Raw genomic sequence first — 26,517 nt, 5'->3', positions numbered from 1 at the left:
GTATTATATATATAAAGCTTATAAAAATTAAGGTTTTTCTAATAACATAGTATCTAATACTTCGATTATCTTTTTATCCGTATCTACTATCATACTTTCATGAATTTTCTCAAACTCTTGCACAATATGATCATTTCTTTGCTTGTCATCAAATAATCTTTTTAACTCTACAAATAAGTTATCAACTGTACAATCTTCCTGAATTAACTCTTTAATAATTTCACTTTTATGTAAGATATTAGGGAAAGCCCAATAACTATGACTCCCTACCAACAACCTTCCAAGAAAAGCCGAAATAGTTGATAGCTTGTAACCAACAACCATCGGCAATTTACATAACATTGCCTCTAACGTAGCTGTTCCTGAAGCTAATAAACTAAGATCAGAAGCCTTTAATACATCATGAGAATTTGTTTTATAAACCTTTATACCAAGGTTATCAATTTGCTCTTGATACTTATCAAATAAAGGTTCTAATGATGGTTTTGCTAAAGGCATTATTGCTTGAAATTTATAGCCAGCTTTAGTCAACTTATCTAATGCATCCAAGAACAAAGGTAAAAGTCTAGTCACCTCTGTACTTCTACTCCCTGGCAACACAGATAATATCGGCAAACTGACATCATTTAAACCAAGATTCTTTCTGTAGCTAGATCTATCTATCTTAACAGGTATATCCTTAGCTAGGGCATGACCAACATATATTGCTTTAAAGTTATGCCTTTCTTTATAGTAATCAACTTCAAAAGGAAGTATCGCTAAAATCTTATCAGTAGCCTTTCTAATTTTTCTGATACGATATTCACGCCAGACCCATATTTTAGGACTGACATAATGAATTGTTTTAATACCTGCAGCTTTTAAATTTTTCTCAACTGTCAGATTAAAATCAGGAGCATCAATACCTATAAAAATATCAGGCTTATTTTGTTTAAAATGATTAGTAATCTTTTTACGAATACTTAAAATACTTAGACCTTTCGATATGATCTCAAAAAAACCTATCAAAGAAAGAGCATCCATAGGGTATAGGCTTTTGAAACCTTCAGCTTGCATCTTAGGACCACCGATACCTTCTATAATAGCATCTGGGTACTTTTGCTTAAGAGCTTTTACTAAAGTTCCACCTAACTGATCACCAGATAGCTCACCAGCAACAATACCTATTCTCATTATCTTAAAATACCCCTTCTAGAAGTACTTATTACATCAACAAATGGCTCTAGAATAGGATCATCTTTTGCCATATCTTTAATAACCTCTGCAGACTCTTTCATCATTAACCCACGACGATAAAGAACTTTATAAACTTCTTTTATCTTCTTTATATCATCTGGAGTAAAACCACGGCGCTTTAATCCTTCTGTGTTAATTCCGCAAGGAGTAGAGCCCCCTGTAACGGCTGTTACCATAAGATATGGAGGCACATCTTTACCTATAAGTGCTGCATGAGCAATAAACGCATGTTTACCAACTCGACAGAATTGATGAACTCCTACATTAGAGCTAATTATAACAAAATCATCAATATGAACATGCCCTGCCAAGCCAACACCATTAACTAAGTTTATATAGTTACCAATTTTACAGTCATGACCTATATGTACATAGCACATAATAATATTATTACTACCGATAGAAGTAACACCAATTTCTTTCGATGTTCCACCATGGATTGTCGCACACTCGCGAATAATATTATTATCCCCTATAGTAACTTGAGAAAAGTCACCTTTCTTATAGGTATAATCAATAGGGTCATCACCAATTGATGCATATTGGAAAATACGATTATTCTTACCAATAATTGTATTATCACCAATAGTTACATGGCTTTTTAGTTCTGTACCTTCACCAATAACAACATTTTCTCCAATAACACAGAATGGCCCTATTATAGCACTATCTGCTATCTTGGCACTTTCATGTACTACTGCCAAACTATGTATCACGATTAATAATCCTTATATGCTGCCATTAACTGAGCTGAACAAACTATTTGCCCATCTACTTTTGCTACAGATTCTGCTGTACAGATAATATTTTTCTGTTTTACCATTTTTGACTCAATTATTAGTACATCACCAGGTACTACAGGTCTTTTAACTCTGACCTTATCAATTCCAGCTAACATGAAAGTTCTTCTACCTCCACCAGCTTTCTCAACTACATGAGCAAATAATGTCTCAGCCATTAACTCGCCTAATATAGCTGTTGCTTGAGCCATAGCCTCAACGATCAAAACTCCAGGCATTACAGGAAAATCAGGAAAGTGTCCATTAAAGAAATCTTCATTTATTGTTACATTTTTTTGAGCTGTAATAGTTCTTTCCTCAACATCCCAATCAACAATTTTATCTAAAAGAGCAAAAGGATACCTATGTGGTAAAATTTTTCTGATTCCCATAATATCAATTTGCTTATTCTTTTCATCAAAATGGCTCATTAAACAATCCTTACTTATTTTAATTTTTCTTCTAATTCTTTTACTTTTGCCATCAGCTTATCTATTTTAGATAACTTAGCTACAAATCTGCCCCACTGAATTCTTGGTTTAGCTTCAAAAGCAGCGTAATACATACCCGGCTTAGTTATAGACTTACCTATATTTGAAGCACCTCCAATTACAGCATTATCACAGATAGTTATGTGTCCAGTTATCGCAGACTGCCCACCAATAAGGCAATTATTACCTATTTTTGTACTTCCTGCAACAGCGGTAACTCCTGCTAAGGCAGTATTCCTACCTATAGTTACATTATGAGCTATCTGCACTAAATTATCAATACGAGCGCCTTCTTTAATGATCGTATCATCAATAGCTCCTCTATCAACCGTAGTACCTGCTCCAATCTCAACATTATTTTCAATAACTACTCTTCCTAACTGAGGAATCTTTGTCCAACTACCATCTTCATCTCGAGCATTACCAAAGCCATCACAACCTATTGTAGCATTTTGATGAATTATGCAGTCAGAACCAATCTCAACATCATGAGCTATTGATACATTACTTTTGATAATCGTAGCTTTACCTATTTTAGTACCATCATGAATAGTAGCACAAGCTCCGATAGTTACATTGTCCTCAAGCACAACGTTCTCACCAATCACAGCATTTGCATCTATAGTTACATTCTCACCTATAACTGCACTTGAAGCTATAACTGCTTTACTATGAATCTTACCATTAGGCTGTGGTGACTTATCAAACAACTCCATAACTTTCGCTAAAGCCATATATGGATTAGATAAAACTACAGCATTAGTATTACAGTAAGGTAAAGCTTCTTCAGTAATCAAAACAGCTGAAGCTTTCGTCTCAGATAAATCTTTCAAATACTTTGGATTAGTACAAAAAGAAATATCACCTTCACCAGCTTGAGATAAAGTTGCAATCTTCCTTATCTCAACACCGCCATCACCCTTAACTACACCATCTAAACTTGATGCTAAAAAATCTAAACTATACATCCAGAAAATTCCTCTAATTATGAATCCTTGTTCATTATAGTAATCACATCACTAGAGATATCATCAACACCATTTACATACGCAAGAGCTTGAGTAGTAAGTACAGCGTTATAGCCTTTTTGCTTAGCTATAGTTTTCACAGCATTATCAAAAGAAGCTTGGAACTTCTTAGCTAATTTATCTTTTGCTTCACTTTCTTTTTTCTGTAGCACCATTGCCTTTTCTCTAAAGCTTTGCTCTTCTTTTTGGATCTCTTGTTGCTTTTGAGTTAGTTCCTGCTTAGTCATAGTAGCTGAGTTCTGCTGTAATGTTTGCATCTGCTGTACTATATTACTTTGCTCTTGCTTTAATTTTGTAGCTTCTGGCTTAAGGTCATTTTCTAGCTTTTTCACACTTACAGAACCTAAGTCAGAATCATTAAAAATCTCAACAGGGTTGACTACAGCTATTTTTGTATCAGCATAAGCTCCTGTAAATGCCGCTGTTATTACAGATAGTGATAAAATTATTTTTTTCATACTCTTTTAATCTCCTTGATTATTTAATATCATTTTAAAAATTTTGTCCTAGTGAGAACTGGAACTGCTGAGTTATATCTCCGGCCTGTACGTTGAAAGGCTGAGCAAATGAAACAGCTAAAGGTCCCATTGGTGAATCCCACCTAAACTCAACACCTACTGAATATTTTAAGTTAGTAAATGTTGGAGAAGTTGGATGTGGTGGCGTTGGAGACAGTACTCCAGGTATATCATAAGTAAGATATGTGTTACCTAAATCAAAAAAAGCTCCTATTCTCATTTTCGAACTATCCTTAATAAATGGTACTGGAAACAGTAAATCATAATTATTATAAATATTAAGGTTACCACCAATTGAGTTCCCTGTCGAGGCTGGATCAGTAGCTAAGTTCATATCTCGTGCACCTAGTGAACCTTGTAGGAAACCACGTACACTTCCCCAACCACCACCGTAGAAGTTCTCATAAAATGGAAGTTCTTTAGTCTTACCATAGCCACCACCATAGTCAACACCTGCTCTGATTTGTAAAGCTGACTGGTCTGTTTTTGGAATTGCTATATTATAAGTTCCTGAGACTTTTATTATATATGCATTAATATTACTCACACCAGGTAAGTTTACCGAACCATTTAATCCAAATGACCCACCAGCTGTAGGGAATATGTATCTATTTGAATTATCATATGTCCAACCAGCTGTAAGCGCAGTTTCATAGAAATTATTCCCTCCTTGCTGCGCTGTAAACCAATCTACAACAGCCGACTGATAACCTTGTGATTGCTTAACAGTATTATCTGCAAAAGTAAGTCCACCACTAACATTACTAAAGGTTGATACTGGTACGCCATATATTAATCTAGCACCCCATCTATCTAACTGATATGCCGCAATTGCATTTGTTTGCGCGAAGTTTGATCTACTAATATATGCTGAAATACTTTGACTAATACCAGAGGTAGTAAAATATGGATTAATGTAACTTACATCTAAATTCTGGTAAGGAATTGCTAACTGAGCATTAACGTTAAATGTGTTTCCTGTACCAAAGACATTTGGCATATTTAGTCTACCACCAACCATAAATCCATATAGATCTGAGTAACCTAAACTACCACTAACAGAGTTAGCATTTCGCTCTTTAATATTGTAATTAATATTTACCAAATCATCCGAGCCTTTTACAGGAACAAGCTCCATATCAGCAGAACCTACATAAGGTAGTTGCTCTAGTCTTCTTTGAGACTTATCTATTTGTTTTTTATTGTATTGGCTTTGCTCATAATATTGTAACTGCCTACGAAAAACATAATCATTAGTTACATTATTGCCAAAGAAATTAATCCTGTTTACATAAACCTTTTTACCTGCATCAACAACAAACTTAAATGAAACCGTTCTTTTCTTTTTATCTACACTAGGGATTGGATTAACTGTAACGAAAGCATAACCTTTACTACCAAGCAAAGTTTTTATAGCTTCAACACTTTCCATAAGCTTTTTCTTAGAAAAAACTTCACCTTGCTTTAATTTAATCAAAGACTCAATTTCAGATCTTGGTAATAAAAATTTACCTGTCAATGATATGCTACCAACCTTGTAGACTTTACCTTCAGTAACACCAAAAGTTATATATGAATGTTCACGATCCTTTGACATTGAAGCTTGCTTAGATTTAACTTTAAAATCTAGATAACCCCTATCTAAATAGTAGTTAGTCACACCTTGAACAGACTGTCCCATTCCCTGAGGAGAGTAATCATCAAATTGAGCTAAAAAACCCCATAAATTCCATATAGAAGGAACTGCAAACGCTACACTACTTTTTAGATCGCTGTCATCAAACTTTTTATTACCAATGAAATTTATCGCACTAATTTTTGCAGGCTCGCCTTCTTTAATATCTAAGCTTATATCAATTCTATTATTTGGAAGTTTTCTTATATGTTCTTCAATCTTTGCCCCGTATAGTCCCATCATAGAATACTGATTTAATAATGACTGTTTTAGCAAGAACATTGTATTGGGATTATAAACGTTACCAACATAAATGCCTGCATCAGTGAAGACTTTTTGCAAATCTTCTTTCTTAAGCTTCTTGTTACCACTAAAAGTAAAGCCTGAAATAATTGGGCGCTCTTTTACATTAATAAAAAGATTACTTCCTTTACGATAAAGATTTACACTATTAAAAAACCCAGTGCCATAAAGATTATTAATAATCTGGTTTGTATCTTCAGGTGTTATGTAGCTACCTTTTTTATAGCCTATCCGGCTTTTAACTACTTGACTTTGTAAACCTTGCAAGCCTTCTATAGATACATTATTTAGGACAAAGCTATCATCATCTGCTAAGCCATTTAATGCAATCCCCATAAGAAGAGAGGCTAATACAAACTTTTTTCTAAAAAAAACCACTCTAATTTACCCCAAAATAGAATCCACATATTCACGAGTTTTTCTATCAATTTCAAAAACTTCTTCTATATTGCATGGATTCTTAAAACTCAATTTCTCTGTTACTTCTTTATTAAATCTAATAATTTCTAAATATTTAATTTTGCCATTTAGAAAAGCATCTACTAATTTCTCATTAGCTGCATTAAAAACTATATTTGCCGCGTAATTCTTATTTTGTAAGTTATCAAATACAATCTTTAAAGCTTCAAACCTTTTAAAACACGCTTTTTTAAAAGTTAATTCTTGTTTTGTAAAGTCAAGTTCCTCAACATTTACAAACCCTCTAGCAGGATAATACAAAGCATTTGCAATCGGCGTCTTCATATCAGGAACACCCAACTGAGCTAAATAACTACCGTCAACGTATTTCACCATTGAGTGAATTACACTTTGAGGATGAATCAAAACGCTTATTTTATCAATTTCAACATCAAAAAGCCAATATGCTTCGATAACTTCTAGAGCTTTATTTACCATTGTTGATGAATCAATAGAAATTTTTCTCCCCATATCCCAATTAGGATGAGCACAAGCCTCTTCAGGTGTTACATCGACAAGGTCATCCAAATCCTTATCCCTAAACGGTCCTCCAGATGCTGTCACAATTATCTGACTAATATCTGAAGCATATTTTTTTGTACTATTGTCAATACATTGGAAAATTGCATTATGCTCACTATCAACAGGTATCAGTTGAGCATTATTTTTTTTCACCTCATCAATAAGTAAATGTCCTGCTGTCACCAAAGATTCTTTATTTGCCAAAAGTATTTTTTTACCTGCTTTAGCAGCTGCAAAAGTAGGTTTAAGGCCAGCTATTCCAACAATGGCAGACATAACAATATCAACACCTTGAGAGCTAGAAACTTTTTCAAGCCCTTCATCTCCAACTAAAATATCAACATTTGATACTATTTTTGCCAACTGATGTTTTTTATCTAAATTAGGAACTACTGCATATTTAGGTTTAAACTCTTCACAAAGCTTTGCTAACTTTTCAACATTACTAAAAGCAGTTAATGCAAAAACTTCAAATTCTCTACTTTCCCTAATTACTGCAAGAGTGCTATCCCCAATAGATCCAGTAGCCCCTAATACAGTAACTCTACTAATTTTAGACATAGTATTATTCACTTTCTAATAAGTTATCTTGTGAAGATTCTTCTACTTGCTCTTCATCGACATTCTCATCATCTTGTTTAACTACTTTTAAGCTGATAAGTTTTTCATTATTTCTAAGGTTTATAAGTCTAACACCTTGAGCAGAACGCCCGCATTCTCTTACCTGATCTGATGATGTTCTAACTAAAGTACCGTTATCAGTAATTAAAACAATATCCTCATCATTTCCAACAAGCACAGCAACCACAACCTTACCATTACGCTCTGAAGTTGATATTGCAATAACACCTTGGCTTGCTCTTTTTGTTTTTCTATACTCAGAAACAGCTGTTCTTTTACCATAACCGTTTTCTGTAGCTGCTAAAACAACGCCTTCATCAGGATTTGTAACAATCATAGATACTATTTTTTGCTTAGCCTGTAAACGCATACCAGTCACACCAGCAGCAGAACGTCCCATAGCTCTAACATCAGACTCATCAAAGCGTATAGCTTTACCTGCATCTGAAAATAGCATAACTTGCTTATTGCCATCAGTAAGAGCAACATATGATAGCTCATCACCATCATTTAAGCCAATTGCAATCTTACCTGTAGACCTAGGTCTAGCAAACTGAGATAGATCAACTTTTTTAACTCGACCCAACTTAGTCGCCATAAATACAAACCAGCCTTCTTCAAATTGCGAAATAGGCATTAAGGCCGTTATCTTCTCATTTTTCTCTAATGGTAGGATATTATTAATTGGCCTACCCTTAGAAATTCTACTTGCAACAGGAAAGTCATAAACTTTTGACCAGTAAACTCTACCTAAACTTGAAAAACATAACATCGTATCATGCGTAGAGGCCAACATTAACTTAAAGATACTATCTTCTTCTTTAGTCTTAGTTGCTGATTTACCTACGCCACCACGTTTTTGTGCGTTATACATACTAAGAGGTTGTGTTTTAACATAACCATCCATAGACAATGTAACTACCATATCTTCTTCAGCAATCAAGTCTTCTCTTGTTAAGTCTAATCTAGAAGCAATTATTTCCGATTTTCTTTCATCACCATAATTATCTCTAATCTCAACAAGTTCCTCTTTTACTACGCGAATTAGTTCATTAGTATCACTTAAAATGCCAATCAGATACTTAATTCTTTCAATAAGCTCTTTAAATTCATTTGTAATTTTATCTTGCTCAAGTCCAGTTAATCTATGCAGTCTTAGAGCTAGTATCGCTTCAGCTTGCTCTTGAGTTAAATTGTATGAAGCATCTGCTTGAATACCATAGTGCGATGCTAAAGTTTCTTTACGATACATTTTAACATCAACACCTTCAAGCATACTTTTTACTAAAGTACCATTCCATGATCTTGCTAACATCGACTCTTTAGCATCTACTGGAGATGGTGATGCTTTAATAAGCTCGATCATCTCATCGATATTTGCCAAAGAAAGCAATAAACCTTCTAAAATATGAGCTCTTTCTTTTGATTTTCTTAGCTCAAAAATTGTTCTTCTAGTTACAACTTCTTTTCTATGCTTAATAAACTGCTCTAAGATTTCTTTAAGGTTTAAAAGTTTAGGTCTATTATCACTAAGAGCAACCATATTAATACCAAAACTACACTGCAGTTGAGTCTGAGCATATAAAGTATTTAAAACAACATCTGGAGACTCATCTCTTTTAAGATCTACAACAACCCTAATACCATCTTTATCTGACTCATCTCTTAACTCTGAAATTCCCGTTACTTTTTTATCTTTAACTAATTCAGCTATTTTCTCAACAAGCTTAGCCTTGTTTACTTGGTATGGAATCTCTGTAATAACTATCTGTGACTTACCTGAAGCTTCATCTTCATGAATGTCCGCTTTTGCACGCATAATCACGCGACCACGTCCTGTCTTATAAGCTTCTAGAATACCATCCGTACCGTTTATATATGAACCAGTCGGAAAATCAGGTGCTGGAATATATTGAATAAGATCTTCAATTGTAAGTTGTGCGTTATCAATAAGCGCGATAGTACCATTTATAACCTCAGTCATATTGTGAGGTGGTATATTTGTCGCCATACCAACAGCGATACCAGAAGAACCATTAACTAAAAGGTTTGGTACTCTAGTTGGTAGTACATCAGGGACTAATTCTGTATTATCATAGTTAGGAGAAAAATCTACAGTTTCTTTATCAATATCTATTAAAAGCTCATGAGTAAGCTTTTGCATTCTAATCTCTGTATAACGCATTGCTGCTGGAGAATCGCCATCAACAGATCCGAAGTTACCTTGCCCATCAACAAGTGTATAACGCAATGAAAACGGCTGTGCCATCCTAACAATAGTATCATAAACTGCAGTATCACCATGTGGGTGATATTTACCTATAACGTCACCGACGACTCTAGCGGACTTTTTATATGGTCTATTGTAATAGTTTGATAGCTCATTCATTGCAAAAAGTACACGACGATGCACCGGTTTCAAACCATCTCTAACATCTGGCAGAGCTCTACCAACAATTACACTCATTGCATAATCAAGATATGACTGTCTTAATTCTTTTTCTATATTTATAGATGATTCTTTAGTAGCTATAGACATTACTTACCGCTTTTAATAAAGATATAACATATAGTCGATATTCTATCACATTGAGAAACAAAAAAGTATCCCTTAACAAATCAACAAAAAATACTTCCTAATCCAGTTTCCAATCGATTTGTTCTAAATTATTCTCAGCCAAATAGTTGTTACATTTATTAAAGTGATCACAACCTAGAAACCCTCTATGGGCAGATAGTGGCGATGGGTGTGTTGACTCTAAAATTAGATGTTTTGAGTTATCAATAAGACTCTTTTTCTTACAGGCATGAGCTCCCCACAACATAAAGACGACATGCTCTTTATGTTGTGAAATTTTCTCAATAACATTGTCAGTAAATATTTGCCAACCAATATCTTTATGAGAGTTCGCCTTATGAGCCTCTACAGTAAGAGTTGTATTCAAAAGAAAGACTCCTTGCTTTGCCCATTTTGTCAGACATCCATGATTAGGTATTTTAAAACCTACTACACTATTTGATAACTCTTTATACATATTTCGCAAAGATGGTGGAACATCAACACCCTTTTGCACAGAAAAAGCCAGACCGTGTGCCTGGTTATAGTTGTGATAAGGATCTTGCCCAAGGATAACAACTTTTAGATTATCTAAGTCCGTATATTTAAAAGCATTAAATATATTTTCTTTACTAGGAAAAATAACCTTACCATTACTAAGCTCAGTAGATAAAAATTCTAGTATTTGCTTAAAATAAGGCTTTTGTTTTTCTTCTGCTAAAATATCCGACCAACTCATTATAAGTTCCTCATGAGACTTATACTAACCCCACATACTTAATAATTTCTTTGCTTTAGAACTACCCATCTCACTAGCAGTTTCTAACATTTGTTTACCCTTTTCTTTATTTGAATCAGACACTAAACCTTCAACATTCTCTTGCCCGTACTGAGTAAACAGCTCTTCAGCTATTTTTTTAACATTATCACTATGAGGCGCCTTAGGATCATAGTTATCTGTAAATATTTTTGCATACTTAGAGCCTTCGCCTAAATTTCCTATCTTCATATTTGATAGTGCCGTAACACCAACAGCATAAAGATCTGTAGGATTTGCTAAAGGCTTACAGTAAGTTATAGCATCCATATATTGTTTATTCTGCCACGCATTCATACAACTTTTCATTGCTGTTTCTGTAGTTGCAAATGCACTTAATGAAGTCGTTACTAAAATAGTTGATAATAATATTTTTTTCATGATTTAATATGATATAAAAGTTGAACACAAAACTTAGTATATCAAATCATTTGTTATTTTTAAGACTTGAATTTGGAAATTAAATTCACTATGAATAAACCTATTACCATTTTAAAATAAATGGTGGGTGCAGAGGGGTTCGAACCCCCGACCCTCGCCTTGTAAGGGCGATGCTCTCCCAGCTGAGCTATGCACCCGATTTTGAAAAAAGATCGAAAACTTTGATGGCGGAGAGGAAGAGATTCGAACTCTCGATAGGGTTTAACGCCTATACTCCCTTAGCAGGGGAGCGCCTTCAGCCACTCGGCCACCTCTCCTAAACCATGTGAGAAACTATTATATCTGGATAAAATATAGTGTCAAGAGCAATATAGTATTTTCAAAGCAATTATTTAATTGGAATATTAAGGTGAATTTTCTGAGCAAAATAATTTGAAAATCATTATAATATCTAAATCAACGTAAAATTTCTAATTGATCTAATTAAAATGCGAAAGATTCTAGTTACTAATGCCCTTCCTTATGCAAACGGAGACCTTCATTTAGGTCATATGCTAGGTTATATACAATCAGATATTTGGGTTAGATTCCAAAAGTTGCAAGGCAACAAATGTATATTTATCTGTGGTAGTGATACTCACGGCACACCAATCATGCTAAAAGCAAAAAATCTTGGTATAACTCCAGATGAACTAGTAAAAAAATACTCTAACAATCATCAAAAGGATTTTGCTGATTTTGAAGTTGCTTTTGACAATTACTATTCTACGCATAATTCTTTAAACAAAGAAATTGTAGAAGATATATACGATAAATTAAATAACCAAAAACTTATATCAAAAAAAGAAATAGCTCAGGCATACGACCCTGAGGCTAAAATGTTCTTGCCGGATAGATTTGTAAAAGGTACATGCCCAAAATGTAAAGCTGAAGATCAGTATGGAGATAGCTGCGAAGTCTGTGGTGCTACTTATGATCCGACTGAATTGATAAACCCAAAATCAGTTGTCTCTGGCAAAGCTCCTATACAAAAAAACTCAGAACATTTTTTCTTTGACTTGCCAGCATTAGCAACAGATATAGAAAACTGGATAAAATCTAACAAAAACTTACAACCAGAAGTTGCAAATAAGTTAGCTGAATGGTTCGATCAAGGTCTACAAAGCTGGGATATCTCACGTGATGCACCATATTTTGGTTTTGCAATACCAGGAACTAATGAACAGAAGTTTTTCTATGTTTGGCTAGATGCCCCTATGGGATATATTGCTAGCTTCAAAGATTTTTGTAATAAGAATAATGTTGATTTTAATCAATACTGGGGAGATAACTCTAGCGAAAGTGAACTTTATCACTTTATTGGTAAAGATATTATTTACTTCCATGCACTATTTTGGCCAGCAATTCTAGCTTCTACGGGTTATAAGACTCCCACAAGTGTATTTGCTAACGGTTTTTTAACTGTAAATGGTAAAAAAATGTCTAAATCTCGTGGAACATTTATCCAAGCTAGAACATACCTTAATAGTTTAGAACCGAGTTATCTAAGATATTACTTCGCATCAAGATTAACATCTCGCATTGATGATATAGACTTAAACCTAGAAGAGTTTGTTACAAAATCAAATTCTGATATTGTCGGGAAAGTTGTAAATATTGCTAGTCGTTGCACAGGATTTGTTTATAAAAAGTTCAATGCTACTTTAGCTAATGAGATTTTTGATAAAGAGTTAGAAAAAGAATTCGCTGAAAGTCACAACGCAATAACTCAAGCCTTTGAGAAAAGAGAATTTGCTAATGCTGTACGTTTGATAATGGCACTAGCGGATAAAGCAAATCAATTTATTGATTACCACAAGCCTTGGCAACTAGCTAAAGAAGAAGGTCAAGAACAAAAAGTTCATCAAGTTTGCTCACAGGGTATAAATATGTTTAAGGTTTTAGTTTCATATCTTAAGCCAATTATCCCAAGTATTGTTGCAAAAGCTGAGAGCTTCTTAAATATAGAGATCACTAATTGGGATGAAAATCCAGTATTCTTGAAAAACCATAAAATAAATAAATTTAAGCCTCTTGCTACTCGTATAGAAAAAGAGAAAGTTGACAAAATCATAGAGGATACAAAAAAAATGCTAGAAAAAGAACAAACTGAACAACCAAAAAAAGAAGAACCTAAACTTGATATAGCTGATGAGTGTAGCTTTGATGATTTTATGAAAGTTGATCTTCGTGTAGCTAAAATTGCTGAAGCATCACATGTTGAAGGTGCAGATAAATTACTTAAACTAATACTTGACTTAGGCGGTGTTAGAAAACAAGTTTTTGCTGGTATAAAATCAGCTTATAATCCAGAAGATTTAGTTGGAAAGCATACTGTAATGGTTGCAAACCTAGCTCCTAGAAAAATGAAGTTTGGAGTTTCTGAAGGTATGGTACTTGCAGCTGGAGATGGAAAAGGAATATACATATTAGAACCACACGAAGGTGCTCAACCAGGCATGCGTGTCAAATAGATACTATAGTTATGAAGAAATCTTTCTATATAATAATAGTTCTTTTAATGTTTTTTTTAGCATTACTAAACTATCTTGATCGTTCGACTTTAAGCATAGCAAATACAGAAATTGCAAATGCATTTAACCTAAAGCCTACTGAAATGGGTATTTTACTATCAGCATTCATGTGGCCATATGCCTTAGCAAGCCTACCAGCAGGATACTTAGTCGATCGCCTTGGTATAAATAAAGTGATGTTAACAAGTATGATTGCATGGTCTGTTGCTTGTTTACTTGGTGGACTAGTTATTGGCTTTTACTCTATACTTTTTACAAGACTACTACTTGGAGTTGCTGAAGCACCTTTTTTTATAGTTGCTACAAAGATAATTCAGCAGAACTTCCCAACTTCACAACGTGGCCTCATATCATCAATTGTTTCTCTAGGTCCAAGACTAGCAAATATACTAGCCCCCTTAGTTCTAGTTGCACTTATGTTATTAATAAGTTGGCGTGGAATGTTTATCTTACTTGGAGTTGTAGGGTTAGCTGCAGCTGTACTATGGCAATTCTTACAAAATAAAGGAGTACTAAAAGAACCTCAGCATTTCAACAAAACTCAAAAAGTATCATTTAGACAAGCCTTAAAAAATAGAAATGTTATTTACTTGTGTATTGGAAACCTTTGCTCATCATATGCATACTGGCTATTTTTAACATGGCTACCCTATTATTTTATTAAAGTAAAAGGTCTAAGCTTGTCGCAAATGAGTATCGCGACATCTGCCTCATTTATTTCTGGTGTAGCATCAGTTATGCTTGGTGGGATAATCTCAGATTTTATGATAAAGCGTAATTTTTCTGCTGTATCTTCTCGTCTGACACCGATAATAAGCGGATGTTTGATTGCATCTATAGCGATTCTTACTCTACCATTTATACAAAATATCTTTTTAATTGTTGTTGTTATCGGTGTGACGATATTCTGTTTGGGACTTAGAGTTTCACCAACTTGGGCTCTTGTAGCAGATATCTCACCTAGACATCTAGTAGGTACAATAGGTGGTGCACAAAACTTTGCTAACTTTGTTGGAGCAGGATTAGCTCCACTAATAACAGGGATAATATTACAAGTTACAAACAATAACTTCTTTATAGTTTTTATCTTCAGTGGAATAATCTGTTTATTAGGATCAGCTATTTATATGCTAATTAGAAATCGTCGAGTTATTTAGCTATACTCTAATCAATAATTTCCACTTTAGCCTTACCTTTAGTTACATTATTTAGTTCTTCTAGAAAACATAACTTATCTGTACTACTAATCTTAACCATCAACACCACAGCATCTGAATATTGCTGACTTAGCACCTCTGCATTATAGTGCCGTAGAACAATATCTGTATTAGCTGTTTCACTATACTCATGCTTTATTCTAATACGACAGCTAGGCTTTATATCTATAGTATCCACTATGTTTAAAGCTTCCTTAGCAGCTTGACCATAAGCTCTTATTAGTCCTCCAACCCCAAGCTTAACCCCACCAAAGTAACGTACAACAACTACTAAAATATTTAGTAATCCACTACCTTGTATATGAGCTAAAATAGGCTTGCCCGCTGAACCACTAGGCTCGCCATCATCACTAAACCTGGACTTATTATCTTCAACAAGTGCATAAGCCCAACAGTGATGATTTGCATCATTATACTTCTCCTTAATAGTAGCAATACTATCTAAGGCTTCCTGCTCATTTTCAATATAAAACACATGTGTAATAAAGCGAGATTTCTTTATAGGTTCAATCTCAAATTGTATATTTTCAGATATAGTTTTATAACAATTCATTTATTAGTGACTTTCTTTTTCTAAGTAAGTTATAAGTCGATACTACCTGCACCTTGTCTTAATATTTTATATGGTAACTCTAGCATCTCTACAACAGTTGTTGATTCATAACCACAATAATCAGATTCTATAACCGCATCAATATTATGCATAATTTGATCATCTAACTCAGAGCAGTCTGTAACTACATAGTCCTGCCCAGGTAAAATAAAAGTACTAATAACTAAAGGCTCACCTATTTCAGCTGATATAGCCTTAGGAACATAGTGCTCACTAACTCTTATCCCTACTGTATTTTTAGATTTAGTAACAAGTAAAGAAGACACCTTCTTTGTAGCATTTAAAATAAATGTATATGGGCCGGGTGTATATCTTTTTAATAGCCTATAAGCATTATTATCAACTTTTGCATATTCAGATATTTCAGATAAATCCTTACATGAGAGTGTAAAATTATGACTATTATCTAAGTCCCTTATCTTTATAATTTTATTAATTCCTTTTTTTGACTTCATCTTACAAGCTAAAGCATAGCCAGAGTCTGTAGGAATAGCTATAACCCCATCATTCTCTAAGATATTATCAATATCTTTTAGCTCTAAATCATTATTACCATAACTATATAATTCAATTAATCTCTTCATAATCTCTACAACAACCGTTATACTTCTAGGACATTATACAATACTTATTATTAATAAAAATGAATAAAATGATTAATGATTTGCTTCCTGCGATCGTATTTTTCACAGTTTACAAGCTTTATAACATATTTTTTGCTACCGCAGCTTTAATCATTGTGACCCTTGCTCAAGTTGTCTGGGAGTACATAACTCATCGCAAAGTTGCTAAAACACAAATTATTATTGCTATACTTGTTGTGATTTTCGGTGGCGCAACATTATATTTCCATAATGAAGAGTTTATAAAGTGGAAAGTAAGCATTATTAACTGGTTAATGGGCGTTGGTCTAATAGTAACCACTTACACTATGAAAGAAACTCCTATGCAAAAGATACTTAAGGAAAATATAGAGCTTGAAAAACATAAATGGAAAGAGCTTAATAATATGTGGGGGGCTTACTTTACAGTTCTTGGTACGTTGAACCTATTTGTAGCATACTTTTTTTCGACAAATGTTTGGATGAATTTTAAGCTTTTTGGATTATTAGGTATAACTTTTGTCTTTTTAATAATTCAATCTATTTATCTATCCAAACATATTAAAAAATAATTTTTATTTTAGTTTGCAAAGAATTCTTTTAGAAATGTATAATAACATCACAATAAGAAAAATTTAGAAAAATGAGCGAAAATAACCCTGAGATTAATAAAACTGCTATCTCTAACAAACCTGCGTGTTCGTATAAAACTATTCTAGGATGTATCTGCTTAGTATTTATATTAGCTGTTTTTAGCTTAACAGAATTAGCTATAATGGTTGGAATATTTATGTTGTTTATATTTTTCTATGTAGCTATAGTAGTACTTGGTGGCATATATTTGCTATTTCTTACAGCAATGAAATTTTCAAAATTTTTAAAAGAAAGAAAAAACTCTAATCTAAAATAAAAGCTCTCTAAAAACTCCTTTTACTTAATAGATAAAATATTTTACAAACTTTTACAAATCATAAATATCATATAAATATTAAAGTCATAAGATTCCATACTAGACAATAATATAAAATGGTGTCATAAATATGGGTAATAATATTAAATTCATATCTTTAGATTCTTTGAAAAATTCTTTTTTAAAAGGAATCGATTCATTCATTGAACTTTACAACATTCAAAATAATAAAAACATAATTAGCTCTACCCTTGGTAATGCTGCTATAAATATGGGGAAGTTTATAAAATCAGATTATAATTTTGCCTATACTAACGAAATAACAGCCGAAGATGTAACTAAAGCGAATACATTTAAAGCCGCAATAAATAGGTGTGATGATAATGAGTCTATAAAACTATTCAATAACTTTGGGGAAAAGTTAAAAAATATAAACTCTAATCAAAAATGTATCTCTAGTATGTACTCATTCATATGCTTGTCTATTTTTTATAATTCTTCAGTCACCACTTCGTACAATAAAGACTATAATTTCTCAACCACTCTTTTAAAGCTATATTTAACGCCAGATACAAAGAACAAAGACGCTCTAAAAAATATAATTTCTGATATTGGAAATTCATTACAGAAATTAAGGAATAATGAATTTATTAACTCCTCCTCGTCATCACCTCAACAAATACTTACAGAAACAGATAAAATTTGGGCTGTTATTTGCAAACTAAACCCCGAATTAGCAAAAAACTCTTTAGGAGAAGATGCTTATAAGAGATATATACAAATTGATATTCATACAAATAACAAATATCTTTCTAATAAGACTAATTCAAATGGTGTAATTGACCAACAATTTGAGACTCTATCTCTAAACTTTAAAAAAACGATTGAAATTATAGAAAATATTACCAATGCTATCAAAGCATATATACTTAAATTTAGACAGCATACTGAGAATCCAGGAGTTGGCAGGCAGATAAGTCAATACGCTAGTAGTGAAGCAAAGCAATTTGTCACTGGGTTAGGCTGGGCCTCAATACCACTTTGTAATCAAGTACAATACCTAATGGGAGGAAACTCACCATCTTCTCCAGTTTTGAAAATATTACAAGGTATAGCCCCTCCAGACTTAATAGGTCAGCTTTTAATGAGTATCGCGACAAATGTTGCCGAAATAGCTTTTCAATCAAAATATTATGGTGTCATAAATAGACATGGTATAACTGGGCAAGTAAGAAGCTTCTTATTACAAAACTACCTTGAAATGTTTAGCGCTTTTTTAAGTAATAATTATTACAATATAGTATTAATAAGCACTAACCAATCAAATAATACAGATACTGACTTCGATAATATGTGCAAAATGCTAAACCAGTATATTACAGATTTTAGAGATGCATATACAAAAAGTATTAGAATACTACCAAATCATGAGAAAACTGGAAGCTTATATTACTATCTAAAAATGTATGCTGACCCAGATAAAAATTTCTCGAAGAATACTAAGCTAACAGAGTCGTGGAATAATACTAAATTGAAAAAAATAATCTAAGTATTTATGAAGAAATATTATTTAATTAACCCTGCTGCATAAGTACGAGCACCTATCAAGCCGACATCAGTATTAGTTATTATATGTATTGGGAAGTCTTTCATCATATTAGACATTCTCCCTTTATCCCTAAACTTCTCAAGAAATTTACTTTCTTTAATTTGCTTAATAAGTCTAGGAGCTATACCTCCAGCAATATATAAACCTCTAAATGGCAAACTTGTAAGAGCTAAGTTCCCTGCCACAGAACCATAAATGCTTAAAAATATATCTATAGTTCTCAAAGCAGATGGCTCTCTATGCTCAATAGCGTATTTGACAATAACTGCAGCCTTATCTGAATCTGAAACACTAAATAACTCTCTTCTTAAAGTCATACATTCTGGCTGATCATATAGTGGGTTACGTACTACATATTTGTAGATATTATAGATACCATAGCCACTACAGAATCTCTCAGGTGAAATTCTATGAAAAGTCTTACGCATGAATTTAAATAGCTCAACCTGCTCATCATCAACCGGAGAAAAATCAACATGACCACCTTCAGTCTTATAAACTCTAGGGTTATGATCCTTATCATAGCTAACTAAACACATTCCTAGACCTGTACCGGCTCCAATAACAGCACAAAGAGTATCTTCATCTTTTTGGCCAACTTGGATAGTTAGAATATCCTTATCTTTATCAAGTGATTCTATTCCATACCCTATTGCTTCAAAATCATTTATAACTTTAACCATGCTTTTATCTATACCTAGACTCTCTGATATATATTGCTCAGAAACCATCCATGGTAAGTTAGTAACCTCCACCTCGCCATTTGAGACAAACCCTGCAACAGCTAAGCATGCTGAATCAATTTTCCCAGCCAAATCAACTTCAGAGAGAAACTTCTCTATGATAGCAGACAAACAATTATAGTTAGCTCCTTTATATTTTCTAATAGCTATACTTTCAGTTACACCATTTTCAAAAAAAGAAACTTCTAGTCTAGTATTAGTCCCACCAATATCTCCAGATAATATATACATTTCTTATACTCCCATTTAGTAGTATCTTGTCAATACAAATAAATCATATTCTGCTATAATGAAGCAATAACTTAATATTACAATTTTTAGTTTAAATGTCTAAAGAAAATAAAACAACTGATTTTGGCTTTACAGAAGTACCTTGGGAAGAGAAACAAAAGAAAGTTGCTGGAGTATTTCACTCGGTAGCCGCTAAGTATGACTTGATGAATGATTTAATGTCTTTTGGCATACACCGTATTTGGAAAAAGCAAACTCTTGCAAAGACAGGTGTTCGCAAAGGTGATAAAGTCCTAGATCTTGCTGGTGGGACTGGTGATTTAGCATACAAATTCTGCCAAATGGTTGGCTCACAAGGTAAAGTTGTTTTAAGCGATATTAATTCCTCTATGCTAGAAGTAGGAAAAGAAAAACTTACTAACAAAGGGTGTGTTGGCAACATCGAGTATGTCCAAGCTAATGCTGAGTGTCTGCCTTTTCCTGATAATTATTTTGATTGTATAACGATCTCTTTTGGACTTAGAAATGTCACAGATAAAGCAAAAGCTTTAGCTTCTATGTGTCGAGTATTAAAGCCAGGAGGTCGCCTTTTAGTTTTAGAATTTTCTAAACCTATAGTACCTTTACTATCAAAAGTTTATGATGAATACTCCTTCAAAGCATTACCATTTTTAGGCAAGATTATTACTCAAGATGCTGAAAGCTATAAATACCTTGCTGAATCAATACGTAAACATCCAGATCAAGAAACTCTAAAACAAATGATGTTTGATGCTGGTTTTGATAATGTTGAATATCAAAATATGACCGGTGGAATTGTAGCATTACATATTGGATATAAGTATTAAAATGATACAAACAATAAATAAAGCTCTTAGTTTTTTACCCAAACTTGATCCTCAAGCAAGTGCTTTGTTATCACCACTAAAAGACAAAGCTCTAAGTGTAGTTATTATTGATCTTGATTATAGCATTTCTCTAAAGGTAGAAAATAATAATCTATATGCTACAGATGAGCTCACCGATAACGTTTTGAAAGGAAAACTAGCATATATTCTTGAGCTTATTTTTAATAAAAATTTACAAGAACTAATAATTGCTGAAAAACTTGATTATCAAGGTAGCTTAAAAGATCTAAATGAGTTTAATAAATTTTTAAATGCTATTGATATCGATGTAGTTTATAAAATCTCTAGTCTGACTAGCCCTGAGTTTGCTAATGTCATAACTAAGCCTTTTGATAGAATCAAGGAATATCTAAAAACTTCTCGTCAAGAGACAATAATAGATATCAAGGATTATTTAACTCAAGAGAAAAAAACTCTAGTCTCTCAAAATGAAATCAATATCTTCTATAAGCAAATACAAGAATTAAAACAAGCTACTGATAGAGTAGAAGCAAAGCTAAAACTATTACAGGGCTCATAATATGATTAGAAAGTTTTTAAGACTTATATATATCTTTTATATTATCAATAGGTACTGCTTACTTAATGAGCCTATCCGTGCTACAAATGTAAAGGCTTTAAAAGCATTACTACTACTTAACCCCTTTTACTACTCAAGAAAAGTTCGCAATTTAGAGCATGGTGTGCGCATTAGAGAAGCATTAGAAAAATTAGGTCCAATATTTATAAAATTTGGTCAAGCCCTATCTGTCAGAGCTGACCTACTTCCCCCAGAAGTTATAAAAGAAGTTGCAAAGCTTCAGGATAATGTACCTCCTTTTGACAGCAATATAGCTACCTCCCAGATTGAAAAAGCTACTAAGCAACCTATCTCTAATATATTTAAAGATTTTGACAACACTGCCTTAGCATCAGCTTCAGTTGCTCAAGTTCATAAAGCGACTCTTAAAAATGATGAGGAGGTAGTTGTTAAAGTATTACGCCCAGGAATTGAAAAAATCCTAAAGCTAGATACTTCTTTGATGTTAATATTTGCCAAAGCTCTAAATCAACTAAAAGAAATTCGCCGCTTTAAGCCCGTTGAGATTGTTAAAGAAATTAATCAAAGTTTTTTTGATGAACTAGATCTTGTTCGTGAAGCATCAAATGCCTCGCAAATTCGCAGAAATTTTGAGAACTCACCTATACATTACGTACCAAAAATATACTGGGAATATACTAGCTCCACTGTGATGGTGATGGAAAAAGTAGGTGGTGTAAGAGTATCAGATATAGAAACCTTAGATGCTTTAGGTGTTGATCGTCGCCTACTAGCTCAACGTGGAGTTGAAATTTTTTACTCGCAAGTATTTGATGACTGTTTCTTCCATGCTGATATGCATCCTGGCAATATGTTTATTGATGTGTCAAATCCAGCAGATCCCAAATATATATCTATTGATTTTGGGATTGTAGGGACCTTAAACCGTGATGATCAGCGCTATTTAGCTGGTAACTTCTTAGCATTTTTCAAACGTGATTATAGAAAAGTTGCTGAGCTACATATCGAATCTGGATGGGTACCAAGTGACACTAGAGTAGATGTACTTGAGTCTGCGATTAGAACTGTATGTGAGCCAATATTTGAGAAACCTATGCGTGAAATATCCTTAGGATATACCTTAATGCAGCTTTTCTCTGTCGCAAGACGTTTTAACATGAATATCCAACCTCAATTAACACTATTACAAAAGACTCTTTTTCATGTTGAAGGTTTAGGTCAAAGGCTTTGTCCTGAACTAAATATCTGGGAAACATCTCGCCCTATTTTAGAAAAGTGGATGAAGGAACAAATGGGATTAAGAGGTTTCTATCATCGTTCTATAGAGAATATGCCTCGAGTTAGTGACAAGCTTCCTGAATTACCACGTATGGTTTTTGACATATTACAACAAACACAAACAAACCTAAAACAAATAACATCTAGCCAATACAACACCTCTTCAAAACCAAAGAAGAAATACACATTTACATTAGCAACAGGTATTATCCTAACAGGCTTAGGTGTTGTATATACTTTGCATAATGATTTATCACCTTTAGTTAAGTTACAAGGGTTTATTGAAAATCATAGTACTGGATTTATTGTAGCTGGTATCGCGTGTTTAATTTATTATGGCTTTAAAAAGGAGAAATAAATGTCTGACTGTATTTTTTGTAAGATTATTGCTGGTGAAATACCATGTAAAAAAGTTTATGAAGATGAAAATGTATTAGCTTTTTATGATATTAACCCAGTCGCAGATGTACATGTTTTAGTTATTCCTAAAAAGCATATCGCTAGCTTAAATGAACTATCTACTTCAGATGAAGAGCTTATAGGAAAGTTTATGCTAAGCATTCCTAAAGTTGCTAAGCAAATGGGGCTAAAGGGTTTTAAAACAGTATTTAATACTGGTAAAGAAGGCGGTCAAACTGTTTTTCATCTTCATGCTCATATTCTTGGTGGCACTATTCATTCTATGCCTCAATAAATCTATTTCCTAAGCAAAATTCATAACTGGTGGTGGAAAAGAAGCATTTGCAATACCTCCAACCTGATGCAAGCCTACTCCAAAACTTGTTGTTACTAGACTCACCATTAATCCTGCTACTATAACTATTTTCTTCATGATATTAACCTTTTAAATAATTCTTTTTCTAATCTTATGGGAAGTATTATGGCAGGCATAGTCGATGAATGAAAATATATAGTTTTTATCATACCTATAATATTTACTTATAGTAATTAAGTTTGCTTAGCTTTTATATTGCATACTACTTATTCTGGGCGCACTAACGTAACGGTCGATATTTTTTCTATTTGGCTATTCTTCTTGATAGTTTGAATAAACTCCTGCATTGTTGATCCAGTAGTCAAAACATCATCAAATATTAACAAATGTTTGGTAACTATTGGCTTTTTTAAAACAAATACACCCTTAATTTGCTCAAGCCTCTTTTGTCTTGTAGATCTAGATTGAGACCTTGTATATTTAGTTCTTGAATAGTTCCCAAAAGTCTCTGGAATATTTGTGTATTGAGATAGCTTTGAGATTAAGACTTCTGCTTGATTAAAACCTCTATATAAATATCTAAAACGATGTATAGGAACAACTGCTAAGGCATCAACATCTTGCAGATATTCCCTTGTGACATTATCCCACCAATATTTAATAACTTTGGAGAAAACATCTGCTGATAATAAGTCCTTTTGAAACTTAAACTTTTGTAGAAGATACTTAACCTCTGCAGAATACTTAAGCAGGTGATAATAATCATAATCCTGATCTAAATCAACTTGTTGTTTTTCAAAATTTAAATGACTTAATAAACTTTCAAAACAATAGCTACAAACAATATCATCTGAACTTTGTTTACACAAAAGGCAATTTTGTTTAAAAAAGAATTTATATCTTGGGAGCATATTTAGCAATAAAACTTTTTAATTGATCTATTTCAAGACCTTTAGAATACAAATATCCTTGACCAATATCACAACCGTATTGGGTAACTAACTTCTCTAATGACTCGTCCTCAACTCCTTCAGCAACAACTCGAATACCTAATTTTCTTGCTACTTCAATAATAGCCTCCACAATAATATTATTCTTATTACTATTCTTTTCAGCTAACCCAAAGATAAATGATTTATCAATCTTTAATGTATCAATATCATGTTCAACTAACCTTTTAATTGAAGAGTGATCAACACCAAAATCATCAATTGCTAATCTTATATTATTAGGTTTTAGAAGCTTTGAAATTATCTTTATATCTGACCTTTCAATATTTTCAATAAATGAGCTTTCAGTTAATTCAAACTCCATAGTATTGTTTTCAATATATGAACTTGAAGCTACAATATCTACTAGATGTTTAATATGCTCACTAAAGTTTCTAACCTTTGGTGATATATTAACTGAGATACTAATACCTTGAAGCTCAAGCCTATCTAAGTCTTTTATAATCTTATTAAACACATACATGTTTAGTTGTTCTGATAATGAAAGCAACTCTATCCTTTCTATAATCTCTGCTGTAGTAAAGTCATCATTTGAATATCTCAATAATGCCTCAAACCCTTTTAGTTTTTTAGTTTTTAAGTCAACCTGAGGCTGATATACAAAATAAAATAACTCGTCTTTAAAACCACTATGAATAGTATTTACTAAATTATCTAGTCTATCACTTTCTTGTTTTAAATTCTGGTCAAATAATACATAGTCAAGCTTCTCACTTTTACTCTTATATAGTGCTAAATCCGCATATTTTAATAACTTAGTTATACCGATACCACTATTATATTTACAAACTCCAATACTCATTGAAGTCAATAGTTTTTCATTATCACGAGAGTATGGTATGTCTTTTAGATTACTTATTCTTTGAGCAATTTTTTTAATCTCACTATCATCTTCTATGTTATTACAAACTATTATAAACTCATCTCCGCCTAGCCTTGCTACTACATCTGTTTTTTTAACTACAGATTTCAACCTTGTCGCAAGCTCTCTAATAACATAATCACCAAAGTCATGACCGTATTTATCATTTATACCTTTGAAATCATTGCAATCTATCATAATGATATAAAAGTCTTTTTTAGCTATATTATTTTCAGCATCATATAAATCTATTTTCTTCTCTAGAAATCGAGTCACATAAAAACGATTATAAATACCTGATAGAAAATCTTTATTAGCCATATCTTTTATATATGCCATATCCCTATTAGACTCTATCAACATAGAGATTACATATATCATTTTAGATAACTCTTTGATTATATTATCATCATAGCCACTATCCCTATTGGCGATACCAACCATTCCTATACATTTTTTATTTTTACCGATAATAGGAATTCCTACATATGATTTTAAAGGAGGATGTCCTATTGGGATACCTCTAGACTCAGGATGATTCGCTGGGTCATTTGTAACAAGAGCTTTACCAGTTCTTATTGTATACCCAAATAATGTATCTAAATTTGTGAACTCTAATCCTTCTAGCCTTTTACTTCTATAGAGGTCTTTAGTCTCTTTATTCCAAGATATATCCGTTATAGCGTATGTTCTTAAGTATTTCTTTCCACCAGAATCGTTAAATATTCCGCCAATAAAACCATACTCACTAGATGTATGATCAAGTAAGAAATGTAATATATATGAAAATATCTTTGAACTTTTAGTCTGCTTAATATGTAGTTCTTGTATTTTTGAGATAACTCTTACATATTGCTTTGACTTATACTCTTCTGTTAGATCTTTTATTGTACCTACAAAGACTTTTTCGCCATTGTTTATCATTTCAGAAACTGCTAACTCTATATGGAAAATCGTGCCATCTTTTTTCATTCCATGAACAGTTCGAGAAGAGTTTATGATATTTTTTTTGTTAGTCTCAATATATTTTTCTATATATCCATCATGCTTTGTCGAATATCTCTGTGGCATTAATACCTTGATATTCTTACCTATAATTTCCGTGGCTTGATATCCAAATAAAACCTCTACAGCAGGGTTTACATAAGCTATATTACCCTCTTGATCTATAATAATAACACCATCAAAAAGAGTTGATAATAGCTTTTTTAACAGAGGATTTGTTTCAATATCTATTCGCACACAAGGCCTTCTTTTTTAAAAAACTTTAACTAAACTTATTATCAAATATAATAAACCTATTTATATATCTAGATAA

25 protein-coding genes and 2 tRNA genes are annotated in these 26,517 nt (G+C 32.8%); 9 read left to right on the top strand and 18 right to left on the bottom strand.

The window, feature by feature from the left end:
• Positions 1-27: 27 nt before the first annotated feature.
• The 12 genes from lpxB to FIP56_RS02400 all read right to left on the bottom strand — a co-directional run bounded on the left by lpxB (position 28) and on the right by FIP56_RS02400 (position 11,704).
• The gene (gene lpxB, locus FIP56_RS02455; RefSeq protein ID WP_192577386.1) at positions 28-1,173 is read right to left on the bottom strand and encodes a lipid-A-disaccharide synthase; all 1,146 of its coding nucleotides are present in this window, start codon (positions 1,171-1,173) and stop codon (positions 28-30) included.
• Positions 1,173-1,952, bottom strand: a complete 780-nt coding sequence (gene lpxA, locus FIP56_RS02450; RefSeq protein ID WP_192577385.1) for an acyl-ACP--UDP-N-acetylglucosamine O-acyltransferase — start codon at positions 1,950-1,952, stop codon at positions 1,173-1,175. The genes lpxB and lpxA overlap by 1 nt, the downstream gene beginning before the upstream one ends.
• A 2-nt stretch (positions 1,953-1,954) precedes the next feature.
• Positions 1,955-2,446 (bottom strand): 3-hydroxyacyl-ACP dehydratase FabZ, encoded by a 492-nt coding sequence (fabZ, locus tag FIP56_RS02445; protein ID WP_192577384.1) that lies wholly within the window; start codon positions 2,444-2,446, stop codon positions 1,955-1,957.
• Positions 2,447-2,460: 14 nt separating this feature from the next.
• On the bottom strand, positions 2,461-3,474 hold the full coding sequence (lpxD, locus tag FIP56_RS02440; RefSeq protein WP_192577383.1) for a UDP-3-O-(3-hydroxymyristoyl)glucosamine N-acyltransferase: 1,014 nt from the start codon (positions 3,472-3,474) through the stop codon (positions 2,461-2,463).
• 17 nt (positions 3,475-3,491) lie between these two features.
• Positions 3,492-3,992, bottom strand: a complete 501-nt coding sequence (locus FIP56_RS02435) for an OmpH family outer membrane protein (protein WP_192577382.1) — start codon at positions 3,990-3,992, stop codon at positions 3,492-3,494.
• A 34-nt stretch (positions 3,993-4,026) separates the two neighbouring features.
• Positions 4,027-6,408: an outer membrane protein assembly factor BamA gene (gene bamA / locus FIP56_RS02430; RefSeq protein ID WP_192577381.1), complete on the bottom strand. Its 2,382-nt coding sequence runs from the start codon at positions 6,406-6,408 to the stop codon at positions 4,027-4,029.
• A gap of 6 nt (positions 6,409-6,414) precedes the next feature.
• On the bottom strand, positions 6,415-7,572 hold the full coding sequence (gene dxr / locus FIP56_RS02425) for a 1-deoxy-D-xylulose-5-phosphate reductoisomerase (RefSeq protein WP_192577380.1): 1,158 nt from the start codon (positions 7,570-7,572) through the stop codon (positions 6,415-6,417).
• A gap of 4 nt (positions 7,573-7,576) precedes the next feature.
• A complete protein-coding gene (gene gyrA / locus FIP56_RS02420) occupies positions 7,577-10,171 on the bottom strand; it encodes a DNA gyrase subunit A (protein ID WP_192577379.1) in 2,595 nt (864 codons plus the stop codon).
• Between the two features lie 97 nt (positions 10,172-10,268).
• Complete coding sequence (gene ung / locus FIP56_RS02415) at positions 10,269-10,928, bottom strand: uracil-DNA glycosylase (RefSeq protein ID WP_192577378.1); 660 nt, start codon at positions 10,926-10,928, stop codon at positions 10,269-10,271.
• A 24-nt stretch (positions 10,929-10,952) separates the two neighbouring features.
• Positions 10,953-11,387, bottom strand: coding sequence for a hypothetical protein (locus FIP56_RS02410; protein ID WP_192577377.1), 435 nt, complete (start codon positions 11,385-11,387; stop codon positions 10,953-10,955).
• Between the two features lie 121 nt (positions 11,388-11,508).
• Positions 11,509-11,584: transfer RNA gene (locus FIP56_RS02405), tRNA-Val, on the bottom strand.
• 28 nt (positions 11,585-11,612) lie between these two features.
• Positions 11,613-11,704: transfer RNA gene (locus FIP56_RS02400), tRNA-Ser, on the bottom strand.
• Between the two features lie 171 nt (positions 11,705-11,875).
• On the opposite strand from FIP56_RS02400, the gene metG reads away from it, so the two are divergent.
• The gene (gene metG / locus FIP56_RS02395) at positions 11,876-13,900 is read left to right on the top strand and encodes a methionine--tRNA ligase (protein WP_192577376.1); all 2,025 of its coding nucleotides are present in this window, start codon (positions 11,876-11,878) and stop codon (positions 13,898-13,900) included.
• Between the two features lie 11 nt (positions 13,901-13,911).
• Positions 13,912-15,117 carry an MFS transporter gene (locus tag FIP56_RS02390; RefSeq protein WP_192577375.1) on the top strand — a complete coding sequence of 402 codons (1,206 nt, stop codon included), beginning with the start codon at positions 13,912-13,914 and terminating at the stop codon, positions 15,115-15,117.
• 7 nt (positions 15,118-15,124) lie between these two features.
• On the opposite strand, the gene FIP56_RS02385 is transcribed toward FIP56_RS02390, so the two are convergent.
• Entirely contained in the window at positions 15,125-15,730 is a 606-nt protein-coding gene (locus tag FIP56_RS02385; RefSeq protein ID WP_192577374.1) for a YigZ family protein, read from the bottom strand.
• 29 nt (positions 15,731-15,759) lie between these two features.
• Entirely contained in the window at positions 15,760-16,374 is a 615-nt protein-coding gene (locus tag FIP56_RS02380) for an L-threonylcarbamoyladenylate synthase (RefSeq protein ID WP_192577373.1), read from the bottom strand.
• 59 nt (positions 16,375-16,433) lie between these two features.
• Between FIP56_RS02380 and FIP56_RS02375 the strand changes: the two genes are divergently transcribed.
• The 3 genes from FIP56_RS02375 (at position 16,434) to FIP56_RS02365 (ending at position 18,851) form a co-directional block, all read left to right on the top strand.
• Positions 16,434-16,964, top strand: coding sequence for a septation protein A (locus tag FIP56_RS02375; protein ID WP_192577372.1), 531 nt, complete (start codon positions 16,434-16,436; stop codon positions 16,962-16,964).
• A gap of 71 nt (positions 16,965-17,035) precedes the next feature.
• Entirely contained in the window at positions 17,036-17,302 is a 267-nt protein-coding gene (locus FIP56_RS02370; protein WP_192577371.1) for a hypothetical protein, read from the top strand.
• Between the two features lie 130 nt (positions 17,303-17,432).
• Complete coding sequence (locus FIP56_RS02365) at positions 17,433-18,851, top strand: hypothetical protein (protein ID WP_192577370.1); 1,419 nt, start codon at positions 17,433-17,435, stop codon at positions 18,849-18,851.
• Positions 18,852-18,868: 17 nt separating this feature from the next.
• On the opposite strand, the gene glk is transcribed toward FIP56_RS02365, so the two are convergent.
• Positions 18,869-19,885, bottom strand: a complete 1,017-nt coding sequence (glk, locus tag FIP56_RS02360) for a glucokinase (RefSeq protein WP_192577369.1) — start codon at positions 19,883-19,885, stop codon at positions 18,869-18,871.
• Between the two features lie 95 nt (positions 19,886-19,980).
• Between glk and ubiE the strand changes: the two genes are divergently transcribed.
• Genes ubiE through FIP56_RS02340 form a run of 4 tightly spaced genes read left to right on the top strand, consistent with a single transcriptional unit; the run spans position 19,981 to position 23,306 of the window.
• Positions 19,981-20,733 (top strand): bifunctional demethylmenaquinone methyltransferase/2-methoxy-6-polyprenyl-1,4-benzoquinol methylase UbiE, encoded by a 753-nt coding sequence (gene ubiE, locus FIP56_RS02355; protein WP_192577368.1) that lies wholly within the window; start codon positions 19,981-19,983, stop codon positions 20,731-20,733.
• A gap of 1 nt (position 20,734) precedes the next feature.
• On the top strand, positions 20,735-21,313 hold the full coding sequence (locus tag FIP56_RS02350; RefSeq protein ID WP_192577367.1) for a hypothetical protein: 579 nt from the start codon (positions 20,735-20,737) through the stop codon (positions 21,311-21,313).
• 1 nt (position 21,314) lies between these two features.
• Positions 21,315-22,970, top strand: a complete 1,656-nt coding sequence (gene ubiB, locus FIP56_RS02345) for a ubiquinone biosynthesis regulatory protein kinase UbiB (protein WP_192577366.1) — start codon at positions 21,315-21,317, stop codon at positions 22,968-22,970.
• A complete protein-coding gene (locus tag FIP56_RS02340; RefSeq protein WP_192577365.1) occupies positions 22,971-23,306 on the top strand; it encodes a histidine triad nucleotide-binding protein in 336 nt (111 codons plus the stop codon). It abuts the gene before it with no gap.
• A gap of 9 nt (positions 23,307-23,315) precedes the next feature.
• Here FIP56_RS02340 and FIP56_RS10390 read toward each other — a convergent pair whose 3' ends face one another.
• The 3 genes from FIP56_RS10390 to FIP56_RS02330 all read right to left on the bottom strand — a co-directional run bounded on the left by FIP56_RS10390 (position 23,316) and on the right by FIP56_RS02330 (position 26,441).
• On the bottom strand, positions 23,316-23,444 hold the full coding sequence (locus FIP56_RS10390; RefSeq protein WP_281062967.1) for a hypothetical protein: 129 nt from the start codon (positions 23,442-23,444) through the stop codon (positions 23,316-23,318).
• Positions 23,445-23,593: 149 nt separating this feature from the next.
• Entirely contained in the window at positions 23,594-24,238 is a 645-nt protein-coding gene (locus FIP56_RS02335) for a phosphoribosyltransferase family protein (RefSeq protein WP_192578837.1), read from the bottom strand.
• Positions 24,222-26,441, bottom strand: coding sequence for an EAL domain-containing protein (locus FIP56_RS02330; RefSeq protein WP_192577364.1), 2,220 nt, complete (start codon positions 26,439-26,441; stop codon positions 24,222-24,224). Before FIP56_RS02330 ends, FIP56_RS02335 begins: the two co-directional genes overlap by 17 nt.
• Between the last annotated feature and the right edge of the window lie 76 nt (positions 26,442-26,517).

This window comes from Francisella sp. LA112445 (assembly GCF_012224145.1).
Classification (GTDB): Bacteria; Pseudomonadota; Gammaproteobacteria; order Francisellales; family Francisellaceae; genus Francisella.
The sequence above is the reverse complement of the archived record's forward strand: the minus strand, read 5'-3'. Positions and strand labels throughout refer to the sequence as shown.

Bases quoted from the DNA above. Each gene is read 5' to 3' on its own strand.
- ubiE (WP_192577368.1), top strand. From the start codon at position 19,981: ATGTCTAAAGAAAATAAAACAACTGATTTTGGCTTTACAGAAGTACCT.
- FIP56_RS10390 (WP_281062967.1), bottom strand. From the start codon at position 23,444: ATGAAGAAAATAGTTATAGTAGCAGGATTAATGGTGAGTCTAGTAACA.
- FIP56_RS02365 (WP_192577370.1), top strand. From the start codon at position 17,433: ATGGGTAATAATATTAAATTCATATCTTTAGATTCTTTGAAAAATTCT.
- FIP56_RS02370 (WP_192577371.1), top strand. From the start codon at position 17,036: ATGAGCGAAAATAACCCTGAGATTAATAAAACTGCTATCTCTAACAAA.
- glk (WP_192577369.1), bottom strand. From the start codon at position 19,885: ATGTATATATTATCTGGAGATATTGGTGGGACTAATACTAGACTAGAA.
- FIP56_RS02350 (WP_192577367.1), top strand. From the start codon at position 20,735: ATGATACAAACAATAAATAAAGCTCTTAGTTTTTTACCCAAACTTGAT.
- FIP56_RS02375 (WP_192577372.1), top strand. From the start codon at position 16,434: ATGAATAAAATGATTAATGATTTGCTTCCTGCGATCGTATTTTTCACA.
- FIP56_RS02335 (WP_192578837.1), bottom strand. From the start codon at position 24,238: ATGCTCCCAAGATATAAATTCTTTTTTAAACAAAATTGCCTTTTGTGT.
- gyrA (WP_192577379.1), bottom strand. From the start codon at position 10,171: ATGTCTATAGCTACTAAAGAATCATCTATAAATATAGAAAAAGAATTA.
- FIP56_RS02385 (WP_192577374.1), bottom strand. From the start codon at position 15,730: ATGAATTGTTATAAAACTATATCTGAAAATATACAATTTGAGATTGAA.
- dxr (WP_192577380.1), bottom strand. From the start codon at position 7,572: ATGTCTAAAATTAGTAGAGTTACTGTATTAGGGGCTACTGGATCTATT.
- FIP56_RS02390 (WP_192577375.1), top strand. From the start codon at position 13,912: ATGAAGAAATCTTTCTATATAATAATAGTTCTTTTAATGTTTTTTTTA.
- lpxD (WP_192577383.1), bottom strand. From the start codon at position 3,474: ATGTATAGTTTAGATTTTTTAGCATCAAGTTTAGATGGTGTAGTTAAG.
- fabZ (WP_192577384.1), bottom strand. From the start codon at position 2,446: ATGAGCCATTTTGATGAAAAGAATAAGCAAATTGATATTATGGGAATC.
- FIP56_RS02380 (WP_192577373.1), bottom strand. From the start codon at position 16,374: ATGAAGAGATTAATTGAATTATATAGTTATGGTAATAATGATTTAGAG.
- ubiB (WP_192577366.1), top strand. From the start codon at position 21,315: ATGATTAGAAAGTTTTTAAGACTTATATATATCTTTTATATTATCAAT.
- lpxB (WP_192577386.1), bottom strand. From the start codon at position 1,173: ATGAGAATAGGTATTGTTGCTGGTGAGCTATCTGGTGATCAGTTAGGT.
- metG (WP_192577376.1), top strand. From the start codon at position 11,876: ATGCGAAAGATTCTAGTTACTAATGCCCTTCCTTATGCAAACGGAGAC.
- FIP56_RS02340 (WP_192577365.1), top strand. From the start codon at position 22,971: ATGTCTGACTGTATTTTTTGTAAGATTATTGCTGGTGAAATACCATGT.
- ung (WP_192577378.1), bottom strand. From the start codon at position 10,928: ATGAGTTGGTCGGATATTTTAGCAGAAGAAAAACAAAAGCCTTATTTT.
- FIP56_RS02435 (WP_192577382.1), bottom strand. From the start codon at position 3,992: ATGAAAAAAATAATTTTATCACTATCTGTAATAACAGCGGCATTTACA.
- FIP56_RS02410 (WP_192577377.1), bottom strand. From the start codon at position 11,387: ATGAAAAAAATATTATTATCAACTATTTTAGTAACGACTTCATTAAGT.